This window comes from Micromonospora sp. NPDC048835 (assembly GCF_040649995.1).
Lineage (GTDB): Bacteria > Actinomycetota > Actinomycetes > Mycobacteriales > Micromonosporaceae > Micromonospora.
On the sequence record NZ_JBEZGM010000002.1, the window covers coordinates 65,081 to 79,954 of the forward strand.

The window sequence follows — 14,874 nt, forward strand, 5'->3', positions numbered from 1 at the left end:
CCTCAAGGAGAAACGCCATGTCCATCATCAGCTACCTGCACGTCGTGCTGACGACGCGCCTGGCCGAGCTGCGCCGCGACGGTGAGCGTGGCGACAGCCCGGTGCCCACCGCCGTGATCATCGCCGGTCTGGTCGCCGTCGCCATGGCCGTCACCGCCCTGGCCCTGACCAAGGCCAACAACTGGATGGAGAAGATCCCGGACTACACGAGCCCGGGCAAGTAGTCGGGATGCGCCGAGCCGCGTACCCGTGGTGCAGCCGAGCGGTGACCGCCGCCCGGCGTCGCCTCGCGGCCGGCGACCACGAACGGGGTGCCAACCCGGTGGAGTTGGCCGTGATGATGCCGCTGATCCTTGTGCTGCTCTTCGCCTCGATCCAGGTCGCGGCCGTCTTCCTCGCCCGCTCCACGGCGTTGAACGCCGCGCAGAGCGGCGTCAACGCCCAGCGGACGTACGAGGCGGGCGACGGCGCCGGGGTGGACAGCGCCTCCCGCTTCCTGAAGGCAGCCGGCGGTTGGCTGGTGGGCTGGGACAGTGCCGGCCCGACCTGCGAGACCACCGCGACCGAGGTGACCTGCACGGTGAGCGGGCGATCCCTGTCCGTGGTCCCGGGCGTGGACTTCGCGGTACGACAGACCGCGCACGGGACGGTGGAGAGGGTGACCCCGCCATGACCCGTACCGCCGAGCGGGGTTCGGTCTCCATCGAGGTGGCGGTGCTCGCGCCCGCGTTCATCGCGCTGATGGTGCTGGCCGGTGTCGTCGGGCGCACCGCGGTCGCCGCGGAGGCGCTCGACGCGGCCGCTCACGACGCCGCCCGCGCCGCTTCGATCTCCCGAAATTCCAACACCGCTGAGACGGCAGCGCTCGAAGCCGCCCGGAAGCAGCTGGACTGGCACGGCCTGGCCTGCGCCAACGACCTGGATCCCACGTTCGGCAGCTCGGTGGCCGGCCATGACTCTCCCGGCCTCGACGACGCCTTCCGCAGCACCGTCGGTACGGACGCCTCGGTGACGGTGACCATCATCTGCCGGGTGTCCTTCCGGGACATCACCCTCGGCCTCCTGCCCGGCATGAAGAGTGAAAAGAAGATCACCGCCACGTTCACCTCACCGCTCGACCGCTACCGGAGTCGGCAGTGACGGCCCCGTCGACTGCCGGGTCCTCGCGGGCAGGCGACCACGGCCGGGTGAGCATCTTCCTCGCGGTGACGATGGTCGGCGTACTCGCCATCATCGGCCTCTCCTTCGACGGCGCCGGGCAGCTCCGCACCCTGCAACGTGCGCAGAACCTGGCCGCCGAGGCGGCGCGGGCCGGCGGGCAGGCAATCGACCGGGCCACCGCCATCGAGGGCGGGCCGAAGCGGATCGACCAGCCGCAGGCGCGCAGAGCGGTCGCCAGCTACCTGGATGTCGTGGACACCTCCGGTCACACCGTGAGCTTCCCCGAGGTCGACGGGGAAATCCTGATCCGGGTGACCGTCAGCATCACCTACCGCCGCTCGATGCTCGGCCCGTTCGTGCAGGACAAGACGGTCACCGTCACCGGCGAGGCGACCGCACGTGCCATCACCCCAGCCCCGTAGGAAGGAAGGCAGCCATGCCCGTATCGGGTGGGTCCGTCGTACGGCGGACCGGACGGATCCTCACCGGCATCGGCGCGCTGGCCGTGCTCCTGGTGTTACTTCTCGGCGCGCCGATCGCGCTGCTCGCCTTCGCCGGCAATCCCCTGCCCGATCATCTCCCCACGATCAGCGAGGTGGGTACCGCACTGACCAGCCGCGATGACGGTCAGCTCTTCCTGCGGGCGCTGGCCGTGGCCGGGTGGTTCGGCTGGGCCACGTTCGCCTTCTCCGTCCTCGTCGAGTTGGGCGCGCAGGCCCTGCGCCGGCCGGCACCGAAGCTGCCCGGGATGGGCCGCCAGCAGAAGGCCGCCGCCGCGCTGGTCGGCTCGGTCGCGCTGATCCTGGTCGCCAGCCCGGCCGCCGCCAGCGCCGCGGCGATCTACGGAGCCCCGGCGTACGCGAGTCCGAGCACACCGGCGGTCACCACCCTCGCCGCACCGGCCCGCGCCGCGACGACACCGGACACGGCCGCGCCGGTGGCGCAGCGCGGGCTGCTGGGCGTGGCCGGGACGGGACGCGCCGCACCCGCCGCAGCGAACAACGACGCCGCGCCGGTGTACCGGGTGGCGCGGGGCGACTACCTCGGCGAGGTGGCCGAGCGCTACCTTGACGAATTCGGCGACTACCGGCAGCTCGCCAAACTGAACAAGCTGGACGACCCGGACCGGATCCGCCCCGGCCAACTGCTCCGGCTACCCACCGAGGCCACCGACCAGGGGGCCCGGCAGCACGCCACCGGCCGGCTGGTCGACCGTGCCGCGACGCCGAAGCAGGCTACGCCCCGACCGGCGCCCGAGCGGGCCGCACCGCCGCGGGTGGCCCCGGCACCACCCAGCGGTACGGAGTCAACGGGCCAGCCACCGGCGATGACTGTCGGTGCGGCCCGGGCCAGCGCGGAAGATCGGGTGAATCGACCGCTGGCGGTCTCCGCCGTACTGGCTGTGGCGAGCATCGTCGGTGCCCAGATCGGCGCGGTACTGGGGATGCGCCGCCGCCCGGCCGCCGCCGGGTCGGCTCCCCGACTGGCGGCGTCCTCCCGCACGTCCCCCCGGCGTGGCGCGGGCCAGGGCAACGGCACGGGACGAATCAGTGGCGCGGGACAAGGCGGTGGCGCAGGCCCAGGCGGTGGCACAGGCCGGAGCAGCGCGGGCGTGGGCCGGCGAGGCAGTGGTGGGGCCGCCGGGAGCGGTGCCGCGTGGGCTGCCAGTCGAGCGGCTGCGGCCATCGAGGCTCCCTCGACAGCGAGCGGCGGCACGGCACCGAACGGCGACGGCTTGCGCTCTACCGGCGGTGGGATGGCGCCTGCCGGTGGTGGGGTTGCGCCTTCCGTCAGCAGGGCGGGGCACGGCGCGAGCGGAGTGGCGCCCGCCGGAAGCGGAATGGCTTTCCCCGGCAGCACGGCGTTTCCGGGCAGCGGGATGGCCCTCTCCGGGGGTACGGCAGTCCACGGCGGCGGGATGGCCGGCGCCGGGCCGGATGGTTGGAGTGGTGACGACGGCTGGGCCGGCGGTGGCAACGAAGGCGGCCTGTTCAACGGTGAGCACGGCCTCGACTCGGTGCCAGACGGACCGCCGATCGGCCGACACCGACGCACCTGAGCAACCGGCACGGCTCCGGTGTCTCCGGGGCCGTGAACGCCAGCGCGGCCGGGATCGCCGGGGTCCGGCAACGCCGAGAGCCGGCAGCGCCGGGGCAATGCCTTGGAGAGTCAGATACCTCTGAGTCATAACTATGACTCAGAGGTATCTGGGTTGAGGACGACTCTGGCTCCCAGGCGGGAGTATCGCGCACGGTGTGCGGCCCGCAACCCGAAGTACCGACCGCGGCCCGGAGGCGCGCGCGGGCGGTCAGGGTAGGCGGGTCTGGAGCACGCCGTTCTGGATCCGGGTGGGCAGGACCTGTTGGTCGTTGCCGGACGGCCCCTGCATGACCTCGCCACCATTGAGCCGGAACGCGCTGCCGTGCCACGGGCAGACAACGCAGGCGTGGCCGTCGATCTCCTGCACCTCGCCCTCGCCGAGCGGCCCGCTCTGGTGCGGGCAGCGCTCCAGCATGACGGTCACCTCGTCGCCGTGCCGGTAGAGGATCACCGAGATGTTGTCGTCCACCTCGCGGGTGATCAGGGTGCGCTGCGGCAACGTCGCCATGTCAGCCAACGAGTGCCAGCCATCGCTCATCCGGTGTAGTTCGGAGACGCTCTGGTTGACCTGCGCCCCCTGCTTGTAGGCCAGGTGACCCCCGATGTACGCACCCAGGCTCACGGTGGAGAGCCCGAGGAAGCCGAGGGCGCGACCCATCGCATGGCGGCCGGAGAGCCGTGCGGCCAACGAGCCGGCGTAGAGCGTCAGGCCGACGGTGTTGGCGGCGGCATGCACCAGGCCGACCCGGCGTTGGTCCCGGGCGAGTGCCGCCCAGTCGTTCAGGCCGGCGACCGCTGCGGGCACCGCGCTGACGGTACCCAGGCCGACCAGTACGGTGGCGGGCCGACGCTGCCCGGGCATGAGGTCCAGCACCGCGGCGCTGATCCATGCGCCGACCGGCACCTGCACCATCGCCGGGTGCAGCGGATGCCCGAGGGTGACCCCGTGCAGCAGGTCGCGCAGCCGACGTGGACGCAGCGTCCCCAGTACGACCTTCTGCAACCGGTCGCCCGCGCGGTCCAGTCGGGAGTCCTGTTCAACTTTCGTCAGAAGTGCTCGCACGAGTACCGACTTCCCGGCGAACGCCGTCGCAAACCGGTCGGCAACGACAAACCCGCCGCACCGCCCACAACGCCGATCTTGCGGTTCCTGCTCCGACAACTCGTGCCATAAGCCGCATGTCGACAACCGAAAGTGCAAGATCGACGGGGATTGTCGGGGTGGGGCGGGGCGGGCATGCTGGCGGGATGGGTGTGCGGGTGGAGCGGGTCGGGGCAGTCACCACCGTGGTGCTGGACCGGCCGGAGGTGCGGAACGCCGTCGACGGGCCTACCGCTCGGTCGCTCGCGGACGCGTTTCGTGCCTTCGAGGCCGACCCGGACGCGGCGGTGGCGGTGCTCTGGGGCGCCGGTGGCACGTTCTGCGCCGGCGCCGACCTCAAGGCGATCGGCACGCCGAGCGGCAACCGGGTCGAGCCGGAGGGGGACGGCCCGATGGGTCCGACCCGGATGACGCTCAGCAAACCTGTGGTGGCGGCGATCTCCGGGTACGCGGTGGCCGGCGGGCTCGAGCTGGCGCTCTGGTGTGACCTGCGGGTCGCCGAGTCCGACGCCACGCTCGGGGTGTTCTGCCGCCGCTGGGGCGTGCCACTGATCGACGGCGGCACCGTCCGACTGCCCCGGTTGATCGGTGAGAGTCGGGCGATGGACCTGATCCTCACCGGCCGCCCGGTGCCGGCCGACGAGGCGTACACGATGGGGTTGGTCAACCGGGTGGTGCCGCCCGGCCGGGCGCGGGCCGCGGCCGAGGAGCTGGCGGCCTCGATCGCGCGGCATCCGCAGAACTGCCTGCGCAACGACCGGGCCTCGATGCTGGCCGGCGCGGGACGGCCGGAGCCGGAGGCGATGGCGGCCGAGTTGGCGTACGGGATGGATTCGCTCGCGGCGGACGCGCTGGCCGGCGCGGCCCGGTTCGCGGCGGGCGAGGGCCGGCACGGCACGACGCCGCCGGGAGGGTTGGACCTCCCGACGGCGTCGGCTACCGGTCAGCTCAGTTGCGGTTGATGGTGAATGTCGAGGTGGGGTTCTGGATGTCCACCGCGTTGTTGCTCAGCCGCAGGTTGTTGAAGGTGACCGACCCGACGGCCGGCCCCTGCCCGGACTCCGGCATCGGGTTCGCCCAGATTCCGAAGCCGGACTTCGCGTCGTAGGCGTCACCACTCTTGCGCGCCCCGCTGATCGACACGTTCGTGAAGATGGTGTCGGTGATCGGGTTCTGCGGCTGCCCGCCGACGTAGTTGGTCTGGAACATGATGCCGCTGTAGGTCGGATCGATGATGTCGACGTCGCTGACCCGGATGCCCTGGAACACCTTCGAAGCGGAGAAGACCCAGATAGCCGGGAAGGTCTGCCCGCCCCAGAAGTGCCCACCGGCCCGGACGATCGAGATGTTCTCGAAGCGCGTCGGCGGGTTGGCGCCGAATCCGTTCATCGGGTAACCGAAGTCGAGCGAGCTGATGGTGATGCCGGAGTAGACGAGCGTGTCCGCGATGTAGATGTTGCGGAACGTGTTGCCGTAGCCGCCGTAGACGGCCACCCCGGCGGCCCGCCAGGTCAGGGTCGAGGTCAGGTTCTCGTAGATGTTGTCCTTCATGTCCGCGCCGCCCGCGTCGATGGCCGAGAACAGCGCGAAGCTGTCGTCGCCGGTGGCTCGGGCGTCGTTGTTGCTGACCAGGTTGTTGGTGCTCCCGTTGGTCATGTTGATGCCGTCGGCGAACATGTTCCGGATCCGGGAGTTCTTGATCGTCATGTAGTCGGTGTTCGCGCCCCAGTACAGGCACACCATGTGCTCGTTCCAGATGTTGTCGATCACGATGTTCGACACGTTGGAGAAGTCGAACACCTTGCCCGGCCCGTCGATCCGCGAGGTGTAGTTACCGAAGTACGCGAAGTTCTTGAACGACGAGTTCGCCGCCGACGCCTCGGCCCGGAAGCCGATGTCGGTGTTGTCCTGACCCGACGGCGCGTTGAACCGGGTGTACCAGGGGCCGGCACCGGTCACCTGGACGGCCTTGCCGTACACCTGGAACTTCGAAGCGGTGGAGTAGTTGCCGGCGGGCAGGTACACCCCGACCAGGTTGCCGGTGGTGTCCATCCGCACCCGGTCCAGGGCGTTCTGCACGTCCTGGTGGGTGAAGCCGGCCGGCGTGGTGTAACGGGTCGGGTCGGGGTTGGCGATCGGCGACACCTGCTCGGTGTTGATGAAGTCGATCGCGTACGTGGTGGTGTTGGCCGGGTCCTTCTGTAGGCGGATCTTGCTGCCGGCCGGGACGGTGGAGTTGAGCATGACGTTGGCTTCGTCGTAGATGTGCCGCGGCCCGCCCGCGCTCGGCGAGTTACCCGGGCTGGCCTCGTTGCCGTACAGCCAGGCGTACCTGGACGTCAGGTCGATGGCCTTGTGGAAGGTGCCGTTGACGTAGACGTTCAGCGTCGAGTTGATCCCACCGCCGCCCGGTGCGTCCGGGATGGAGAAACGGGTGACAAGCGTGTTGGTGCTGGCCCGGGTGGTGAACTCGACGTAGCTGCCGGTCGAGTTGAGGGTCACCGCCCGACGGCCGGACGCCTCACCGGCCAGGTCGCCGATCTCCCGGTTCGGCCCGACGACCGCCGCGCCGCCGCCGACCACGCCGTCCTCGGCCTCGTACATGTCGTACGGCATGTTCGCGCCGCGCCCCACGAAGAGCGGGCGGTCGCTGGTGTTGTTTGCCTGCTTGACCGGCAGTTCGTTGCCGTCCACGGCGAGCACCACCCGGACGGTGTACTTGCCGTTCGCGGCGGTCCAGGTGCCCAGGTTGATCGGGCCGACCGTCGCACCGGCGTTGATCACGCCGGAGTACGAGCCCGTCAGGGTACGGACCACGGTGCCGGACTCGTTGAGAACGGTGAGCGTGATGCCGTGCGCACCGGACGCGGAGGCCTGGTTGCCGGCGTTGCGGACGGACACCGAGAAGGTGACCGTGTTGCCGGCCGACGGGTTGCCCGGCGACCAGGCGACCGCCGAGGCGACCAGGTCGGAGCTGGCGACCGCGGCGACCACGAGCGGGCTGGGGTTGGTGTAGCTGTTGTTGGTGTCGTCCTGCTCGACGACCGAGTTCGACTCGTCGACCTTGGCGCTGAGCGGGTAGCTGCCCGAGTCGCGGGTGCCGATGCTGGCGCTGACGGTCGTCGACGCGCCGGCCGCGAGGCTGCCGACGGACGCGGTGCCGACCCGGGTGGAGCCCAGGTAGAAGTTGACGTTCGTCGCGCCGGAGGTCGCCGAGCCCGCGTTGCGCACGGTGGCCGAGAGCGTGATGGTGCTGGTCTCCACGGGCGCGGACGGGCTGAACGACATGCCGGTCACGGTCAGGTCCGGGTTCGGCGCCGGGGTGCCGAAGACCTGGAACTCGGCCACCTGCCCGGCCGGGGCGCCGGTGTTCGAGGCGATCGAGAGCCGCACGTCGGCCGCCGCGCCGGAGACCGGGATGGTCACCGTGTTGCCGCTGCCCGGGTTGAACGTGTAGTTCGCCGCCCCGACAAGGGTGGTGAAGCTCGACGAGCCCTGGTCCCGGCCCAGCACCGTGATGTTCTGGGTACGCGCGCCCCACGCCGAGTCCGGGTTGAGCTTAAGCACGACCTGGCTGAGGCTTGCGTTCGCGCCGAGCTGCACGGTCAGCGTGCTCGGGTTGCCGTTGCCCTCCCAGTAGGTGGCCACGTTGTTGTCGTTGGCGTTGGTGGCCACGAACGTGTGCACGAAACCGGAGGCGGTGATCGGCTTACCGATCGCCAGGTTGCTCCCGGTGGGCGGGTTGCCGGTTCCGGTCCGGGTCACCGTGTTGCTGTTCGACGACTGGTTGCCGGCCGCGTCCTTGGCCCGCACGTAGTACGAGACGGTGGCGCTGTCCGCCTGGCTGTCGGTGTACGTCAGGGTCGAGCCGCTGACGCTGCCGCGCAACGCGCCGTTGGCGTAGATGTCGTACCCGGTCACCCCGACGTTGTCGCTCGACGCCGACCAGGTGAGCCGGACCTGCCCGCTGGCCGGCTGGGTGTAGGCCAGGCTGCCCGGGGCGGTGGGAGCCTGGGTGTCGTTGCTGCCGGTGGCGCCGTACACCTCGACCTCGGAGAACTGCGCGGCCGGCCAGCCGGTGTTGCCGGTGACCTGGACGCGTACGTAGCGGGTGCTGGTCGCGGTGAAGCTGACCGTCGCGGTGTTGCCGCTGCTCGGGTTGAAGGTGTAGCCGGCGGAAGCCTTCAGCGTGCTGAAGGACGAGCCGTTTGTCGAGCCCAGCACCGACAGTGTCTGGGTCCGGGTCTGCCAGTCCGACGACGGTGGCAACTTCAGCACCACCCGGTCCACGCTGACCGTGGCGCCCAGGTCTGCCTGGATCCACTGCGGGAAGGCGTTGTTGTTGCTCTCCCAGTAGGTCGAGGCGTTGCCGTCGTTGGCGTTGCCCGCCACGTAGTTCTGGTTGTAGCTGCTGGCGGTCATGGTGGCGGAGAGCCCGGCGAGCATGGCCACCCGGGCTGCGGCGGCGACCCGGTCGGCCGCCGGTGCCGCGCTCGCCATGGGGGTGACGACCGGGGCGGTGGCGAGGAGCATCCCGGCGAGCGCGCCGGCGATGATCCGACGGCGGCCCGAGCGGGCGGTGCGGGGGACGGTGGTGGGCGCGCCGGTTGGCGGCGTGCCTGGTCTGGTGCCGGTCCTGGACATGGGGTCGCTACACCTCTTTCGGGGGTGGGTGGGGTGCGTTGCCCGGCGACGGGTGCAGGGGTACGCCCGTCGTTCCGCGACAGGTGGGGGGCGGTGCGGGTTGGGGCGGGTCGGGTGGCCGGCGCGGCGTTGCGCCGAAGGGCCCGGACCGGGTGCCCCCGCCCGGTCGGGGCGGGGGCATCCGAGCTAGCTGGTGTAGACCTCGAACTCGCTGAGCTGGCCGGCCGGCCAGCCGCTGTTGCCGGTGACGGTCAGCCGCAGGTACCGCTGGGTGGTCGCCGTGAAGGTCACGGTGACCGTGTTGCCGCTGGCCGGGTTGAAGCTGTAGCCGGCGGACGCCTTCAGCGTGCTGAACGTCGAGCCGTTCGTGGAGCCGAGCACCGAGAGCGTCTGGGTACGCGTCTGCCAGGCCGACGACGGTGGGAGCTTCAGCACCACCCGGGACACCGAACGGTCGGCCCCCAGGTCCACGGTCAACGACTGCGGGAACGCGTTGTTGGCGCTCTCCCAGTAGGTGTTCGCGTTGCCGTCCACCGCGTTGGGGGCGGCGTACACGTCGGAGTGGCTGGTCTCGGTGATCGACCGCCCGGCCGCCAGGTTGCCGCTCGGCGGCGGCGTGGTCGGGGGCGGGGTGGTCGGCGGGGGTGTGGTGGTGGGCGGCGGGGTGGTCTGCGTGCCGCCGTACACCTCGACCTCGGAGAGCTGGGCGGCCGGCCAACCGGTGTTGCCGGTGACGGTGACCCGCAGGTAGCGGCGGTCACCGGAGGGCAGCCCGATCGACACGGTGTTGCCCGAACCGGGGGCGAAGACCCGACCTGCGGACGACGCCAGCGTGCTGTACGACGAGCCGTCGGTGGAGCCGAGCACCGAAAGCGTCTGGGTGCGCTGCTCCCAACCGCTCGGCAGCTTGAGTACCACCCGGTCGACCGACCGGGACGCGCCCAGGTCGATGGTGACCGACTGGGGGAAGGCGTTGTTGGCGCTCTCCCAGTAGCTCGCCGCGTTGCCGTCCACCACGTTGGCGCCCGTGTAGCTCTGGTTGGTGCTGGTAGTGGTCGTCGACCGGCCCAGCGCCAGGTTCCCGCCGGTCGGGGGCGGCGTGGTGGGCGGTGGGGTGGTGGGCGGCGTCGTGGTCGGGGGCGGGGTCGTGGTGGGCGGCGGCGAGGTGGGTCCGCCACCCCACTGGGGGTCCGGCCACGGGCCGCAGTACGGGGTCGGGGTGTACCAGCCGGAGTTGCCGGAGCCCTGGGTGATCTGGAAGCCGCCACCCACGCAGTTGTGCATCGGGTTGCTCTGCGCGATGTTCGTGGCCCGCACGTTGGTGAAGGACACCTGGCTGGGTGCCTGCACCTGGAGCGCGTACGTGCCGGCGCCGTCGATCCGGACGTTGCTGAGGTTGATGCCGCTGGTCTGGCCCTCGATCCAGTGCAGCGCCGCGTAGGAGCTGTCCAGGATGTCGGTGTCGGTGATGTTGATGGTGGCCTGCTGGAACGACTCGTTGAGGGCGGAGAACCAGATCGCCCCGACGCCGAAGTTCCAGTTGTAGTCCGAGTTGCCGTTGCGGATCAACGTGTTCCGGGCGACCGTCCAGGTGCCCCGGACCGCGGTGTCGCCCTGCACACCCGGATAGCGGTTCGCCACGTGGATGCCGCCGCCGTTGGTGAGCGAGTCGGCGGTCACGTTGTCGGTGATCTTGATGTCCCGACCGCCGTAGCTGACCAGGTGGTTCGCCAGCAGGGTCACGCCGATGGTGTTGTGGGTGAACGAGTTGTTGACGTTCGGCACGCTCTGCGCCCACATCGCGAGGGCGTCGTCGCCGGTGTTGCGGACGAACGTGTTCGTCACCGTCGAGTTGGTGACGCCGGTGTGGAAGTTCACCCCGTCCGCGGTCTGGTCCAGGATCCGGCTGTTGCGGATGGTGAAGTTGTCCATCGGACCGTCCATCCACGCCCCGACCTTGGTGTTCTCCAGCCACAGGTTGTCGACCACCGAATTGGTCATCGCCCCGCCCAGGGCGTTCACCTGGTCGTCGTCGACCCGCTCACGGATGTCGCCGATGATGGCGAAGTCCCGCAGCGTGACGTTGCGGCTGGGCCCGTTGGCCTCGTGCGACCGGACGGGGCCGGTGTAGCCGCCGCCGGGGACGTACTTGCCGTAGATGCCGACGGACCTGTTCCGCTCGGTGGGGTGCCGGCCGCCGAGCACCGAATACCAGGGGCCCGCTCCGCGCAGCGTCACCCCGTCGACCACCACGTGGTCCCAGAGGGTGAAGGTGCCGGTCGGGATCCAGACCGCCCGGCCCTGGGCCTTACCGGCGTCGACCGCGGCCTGGAACTTCGCCGTCGAGTCGGTCGCGCCGCTCGGGTCCGCGCCGAAGTCGGTGACCACGTCGATGACACCGCTGGGCTTGGCGATCGGCGCGACGAGCTCGAAGTCGGCCAGGTCGATGGTGAAGGTCGGCGACTGCGCCGTCGAGGAGACCTGGAGACGGATCTTCGTGCCGGCCGGCTGGGTGCTGCCGAACAGTGCCCGGGTCTCGTCGTAGAAGTGGTGCGGGTTGGTGTCGCCCGGGTTGTTGTTGAACGGGTACCCGCCGTAGTACCAGCCGTACTTCGACGTGACCGGGACCGACTTCAGCAGGTTGCCGTTGGCCCGCAGGTCGATCGTGGCGTCCCGGCCGGTGCCGGCCGAGTTGTCCGGCAGGCTGTAGCGGAAGGTCACCGCGTTTGCCGGGGCGGTGAGGGTGAACTCGACGTACTCACCGACGGCGTCGAGAGTGACCGCCTCCCGGCCGGACGCCTCGGACGGCAACGTCCCGTAGCGCCGGTCCGGGCCGATCTTCGTGCCGTTGTGGGCGACCTTCTCCGCCTCGTGCTCGATGAACGGCACGGTGGCACCCCGGTTGGGGATGTCGAAGGGGGACAACCCCGCCGCCGAGGCCGGGGTCGCGGTGCCGGTGACCGCGAGGGCGGTCACCGATGTTGCGGCGAGCAGGGCGGCGGCGATGGCGGCCAACCCTGCCCGGGTCGGGTGTCGGTGGTGCGGGGTGCCGGTGGTGTGGTTGGCCATGAGCTGCGCTCTCCCTTTCGTCAGGCAGGCCAGATCCCCCCGTGTCGGTGCGGTGTCGCGCGTCCCCCCTCGGGTCTCCCTTCCTTGTGGGGTGGTGCCGGCGGCCGGGACGGGCCGCCGGCACCACGGCGAACAGAGTCAGGTCAGGCCGGGCCGTCCGCCGGGCGCGGCCCGTCGGTGGATTCGGCGGTACGCAGCCAGACCGCAGTGTCGGACGGCAGCAACCCGTCTTCGAGCGGTCCACTGGCCAGCAGCAAGCCCCCCTGAGCTGGCATCGGCACCGGCACCGCGGACAGGTTGACCACGCAGGTGAAGCCACCGCCACGGCTGAACGCCAGCACCCCGTCCGGAGCGGGCAGCCAGGTCAGCTCGCCGTCACCGAGCGCCGGCTCGGCCTTGCGGGCCTGGATCGCCGCCCGGTACAGCTCGAGCATCGAGGCCGAGTCGCCGGTCTGCGCGCGGGCCGTACGGTCCTTCCAGTCGGCCGGCTGCGGCAGCCAGGGCGCCGCGGCACCCGCCGGGCTGAACTCGAACGGCGGCTCGTCCCCGGCCCACGGCAGCGGTACGCGGCAGCCGTCCCGACCCGGGTCGACCCGGCCGGACCGCTCCCACATCGGGTCCTGACGCATCGCGTACGGGATGTCCTCGACCTCGTAGAGGCCCAGTTCCTCGCCCTGGTAGACGTAGGCGGCACCGGGCAGCGACAGCGAGAGCAACGCGGCGGCGCGGGCCCTGCGGGTGCCCAGCTCCAGGTCGGTGGGGGTCCCCTCGCGTTTGGCGGCGAAGCTGAACCGGGTGTCCGCCCGACCGTAGCGGGTGACGTGTCGGGTGACGTCGTGGTTCGAGAGCACCCAGGTGGCCGGCGCGTTCACCGGCGCGTGCGCGCTGAGCGTCCCGTCGATGCTCTCCCGCAGCGCGGCGGCGTCCCACGCGCAGCCGAGGAAGTCGAAGTTGAACGCGGCGTGCAGCTCGTCCGGGCGCAGGTAGTTGGCGAACCGCTGCCGGTCCGGCAGCCACACCTCACCGATCAGCGCCCGGTCGGCGTACTCGTCGGCGACCCGACGCCAGCCCCGGTAGATGTCGTGCACGCCGTCGAGGTCGTGGAACGGGTGCGGCTCGTCCTCGCGGACCTCGGGCAGCGTCCCGTCCTTGACCAGCAGCCCGGCGGAGTCGATCCGGATGCCGTCCACACCCCGGTCGAACCAGAATCGCAGGATGTCCTCGAACTCCTCCCGCACCCGGGGGTGGTCCCAGTTGAAGTCCGGCTGCTGCGGGGCGAACAGGTGCAGGTACCAGTCACCGGGGGTGCCGTCCGGGTTCGTGGTGCGGGTCCAGGTCGGCCCGCCGAACTCGCCGACCCAGTCGGTGGGCCGCTCGTCACCGTCGGGGCCTCGGCCGGGCCGGAACCAGAACAGGTCCCGTTCGGGTGCGCCGGGCCCGCCGGCGAGCGCCGCCTGGAACCAGGGGTGCGCGTCGGAGCAGTGGTTGGGCACCACGTCGACGATGGTCCGGATGCCCAGCGCGTGCGCCTCGGCGATCAGCGCCTCCGCCTCGACCAGGCTGCCGAAGACCGGGTCGATGTCGCGATAGTCGGAGACGTCGTAGCCGGCGTCCGCCATCGGGGACGGGTACCAGGGGCTGAACCAGATCGCGTCGACGCCGAGCGCGGACAGGTGGTTCAACCGGGACCGGATGCCGGCGATGTCACCGATGCCGTCACCGTTGCCGTCGGCGAAGCTCCGGGGATACACCTGGTAGATCACCGCTCCACGCCACCACGGACTGCTGTCTGCTGTGGACACGAGCACCTGCTTTCTGGGTCAGTACGTCGGCGGGTCCGCCGGACCTGTATGTGTGTCGGACGAACTGTCGTTGTTCGCCGCGCGGGGTGTTGCGGACGTGGCTAGCCCTTGATGCTGCCCGTGGTCAGACCGGACATGATGTTCCGCTGGAAGATCAGGAAGATGATGACCGTCGGGATCGCGGCGATGACCGAGGCGGCGATCACCACGTTCATCGGTGTGCCGCCGGCGAAGGTGTAGATGCCGACGCTCACCGTCCGGGTCTCGGGCGAGGGCATGACCAGCTTCGGCCAGAGGAAGTCCTTCCACACCGCCGTCACGGCGAAGATCGAGACGACGCCGAGGATGGGGCGCGACAGCGGCAGGATGATCGACCAGAGCGTACGCAGCGACGACGCCCCGTCCATCAGGGCGGCCGCCATCAGCTCCTCCGGAATCGAGTCGAAGAACCGCTTCAACAGGAAGATGTTGAACGCGTTGGCGACCATCGGCAGCCAGATGGCGAACGGTGAGTCCAGCAGGTTGATGTGCAGGATCGGCAGGTCGAGCACCGTCACGTACTGCGGCACGATGAGGACCATCGCCGGGATCATCAGCGTCGCCAGCATCAGGCCGAGGATCGCGTTACCGAAGATCGGTCGGAGCTTGGACAGCGAGTACGCCGCCGCGCTGTCGAAGACCAGTTGGAACAGCACCGCGCCGATCGCGTAGTAGAAGGTGTTGAAGAGCAGCTTGGCGAGGGCCAGGTTGTTCCAGGCGTCGATGTAGTTCTGCGGCTGCGGGTCCTTCGGGAACAGCGAGGGTGGGGTCTGCGCGATCTCCTGACCGGACTTGAGCGCGCCGGTGACCATCCAGTAGAGCGGGCCGAGGAAGACGAGCGTGAACCCCGCCACCACGACGACGAGCAGCGTCCAGTAGATGACCCGACCGCGTCCCCGGCTGATCTGGGTCTGGGAGATGAGGGTCCGGGTTCCGGAATCCTGTGCCATTCCTCGC

10 protein-coding genes and 1 pseudogene are annotated in these 14,874 nt (G+C 70.5%); 6 read left to right on the forward strand and 5 right to left on the reverse strand.

What is annotated here, in order from left to right; translation table 11 throughout:
* Nucleotides 1–17 precede the first annotated feature (17 nt).
* The 5 genes and pseudogenes from AB0C15_RS02745 to AB0C15_RS02765 all read left to right on the forward strand — a co-directional run.
* Nucleotides 18–224, forward strand: a complete 207-nt coding sequence (locus tag AB0C15_RS02745; protein ID WP_279514622.1) for a hypothetical protein — start codon at nt 18–20, stop codon at nt 222–224.
* Nucleotides 225–229: 5 nt separating this feature from the next.
* Complete coding sequence (locus tag AB0C15_RS02750) at nt 230–673, forward strand: TadE/TadG family type IV pilus assembly protein (RefSeq protein ID WP_357348013.1); 444 nt, start codon at nt 230–232, stop codon at nt 671–673.
* A complete protein-coding gene (locus AB0C15_RS02755; RefSeq protein ID WP_357348015.1) occupies nt 670–1,140 on the forward strand; it encodes a TadE/TadG family type IV pilus assembly protein in 471 nt (156 codons plus the stop codon). The genes AB0C15_RS02750 and AB0C15_RS02755 overlap by 4 nt, the downstream gene beginning before the upstream one ends.
* Nucleotides 1,137–1,583 carry a pilus assembly protein TadG-related protein gene (locus tag AB0C15_RS02760; RefSeq protein ID WP_357348017.1) on the forward strand — a complete coding sequence of 149 codons (447 nt, stop codon included), beginning with the start codon at nt 1,137–1,139 and terminating at the stop codon, nt 1,581–1,583. Before AB0C15_RS02755 ends, AB0C15_RS02760 begins: the two co-directional genes overlap by 4 nt.
* A 14-nt stretch (nt 1,584–1,597) precedes the next feature.
* A pseudogene (locus AB0C15_RS02765) lies at nt 1,598–2,623 on the forward strand (LysM peptidoglycan-binding domain-containing protein); the annotation flags it as partial.
* Nucleotides 2,624–3,469: 846 nt separating this feature from the next.
* Here the strand turns inward: AB0C15_RS02765 and AB0C15_RS02770 are convergent.
* Nucleotides 3,470–4,324, reverse strand: a complete 855-nt coding sequence (locus AB0C15_RS02770) for a DUF2231 domain-containing protein (RefSeq protein ID WP_357348019.1) — start codon at nt 4,322–4,324, stop codon at nt 3,470–3,472.
* A 185-nt stretch (nt 4,325–4,509) separates the two neighbouring features.
* On the opposite strand from AB0C15_RS02770, the gene AB0C15_RS02775 reads away from it, so the two are divergent.
* Entirely contained in the window at nt 4,510–5,325 is an 816-nt protein-coding gene (locus tag AB0C15_RS02775) for a crotonase/enoyl-CoA hydratase family protein (protein ID WP_357348021.1), read from the forward strand.
* Here AB0C15_RS02775 and AB0C15_RS02780 read toward each other — a convergent pair.
* From AB0C15_RS02780 to AB0C15_RS02795, 4 genes are all read right to left on the reverse strand, one after another.
* Entirely contained in the window at nt 5,312–9,007 is a 3,696-nt protein-coding gene (locus AB0C15_RS02780; RefSeq protein WP_357348022.1) for a discoidin domain-containing protein, read from the reverse strand. The genes AB0C15_RS02775 and AB0C15_RS02780 overlap by 14 nt on opposite strands.
* A 186-nt stretch (nt 9,008–9,193) precedes the next feature.
* Nucleotides 9,194–12,076, reverse strand: coding sequence for a discoidin domain-containing protein (locus tag AB0C15_RS02785; protein WP_357348024.1), 2,883 nt, complete (start codon nt 12,074–12,076; stop codon nt 9,194–9,196).
* Between the two features lie 143 nt (nt 12,077–12,219).
* A complete protein-coding gene (locus AB0C15_RS02790) occupies nt 12,220–13,878 on the reverse strand; it encodes a glycoside hydrolase family 13 protein (protein ID WP_357348026.1) in 1,659 nt (552 codons plus the stop codon).
* 101 nt (nt 13,879–13,979) lie between these two features.
* Entirely contained in the window at nt 13,980–14,867 is an 888-nt protein-coding gene (locus AB0C15_RS02795; protein ID WP_357348028.1) for a carbohydrate ABC transporter permease, read from the reverse strand.
* Nucleotides 14,868–14,874: the final 7 nt, after the last annotated feature.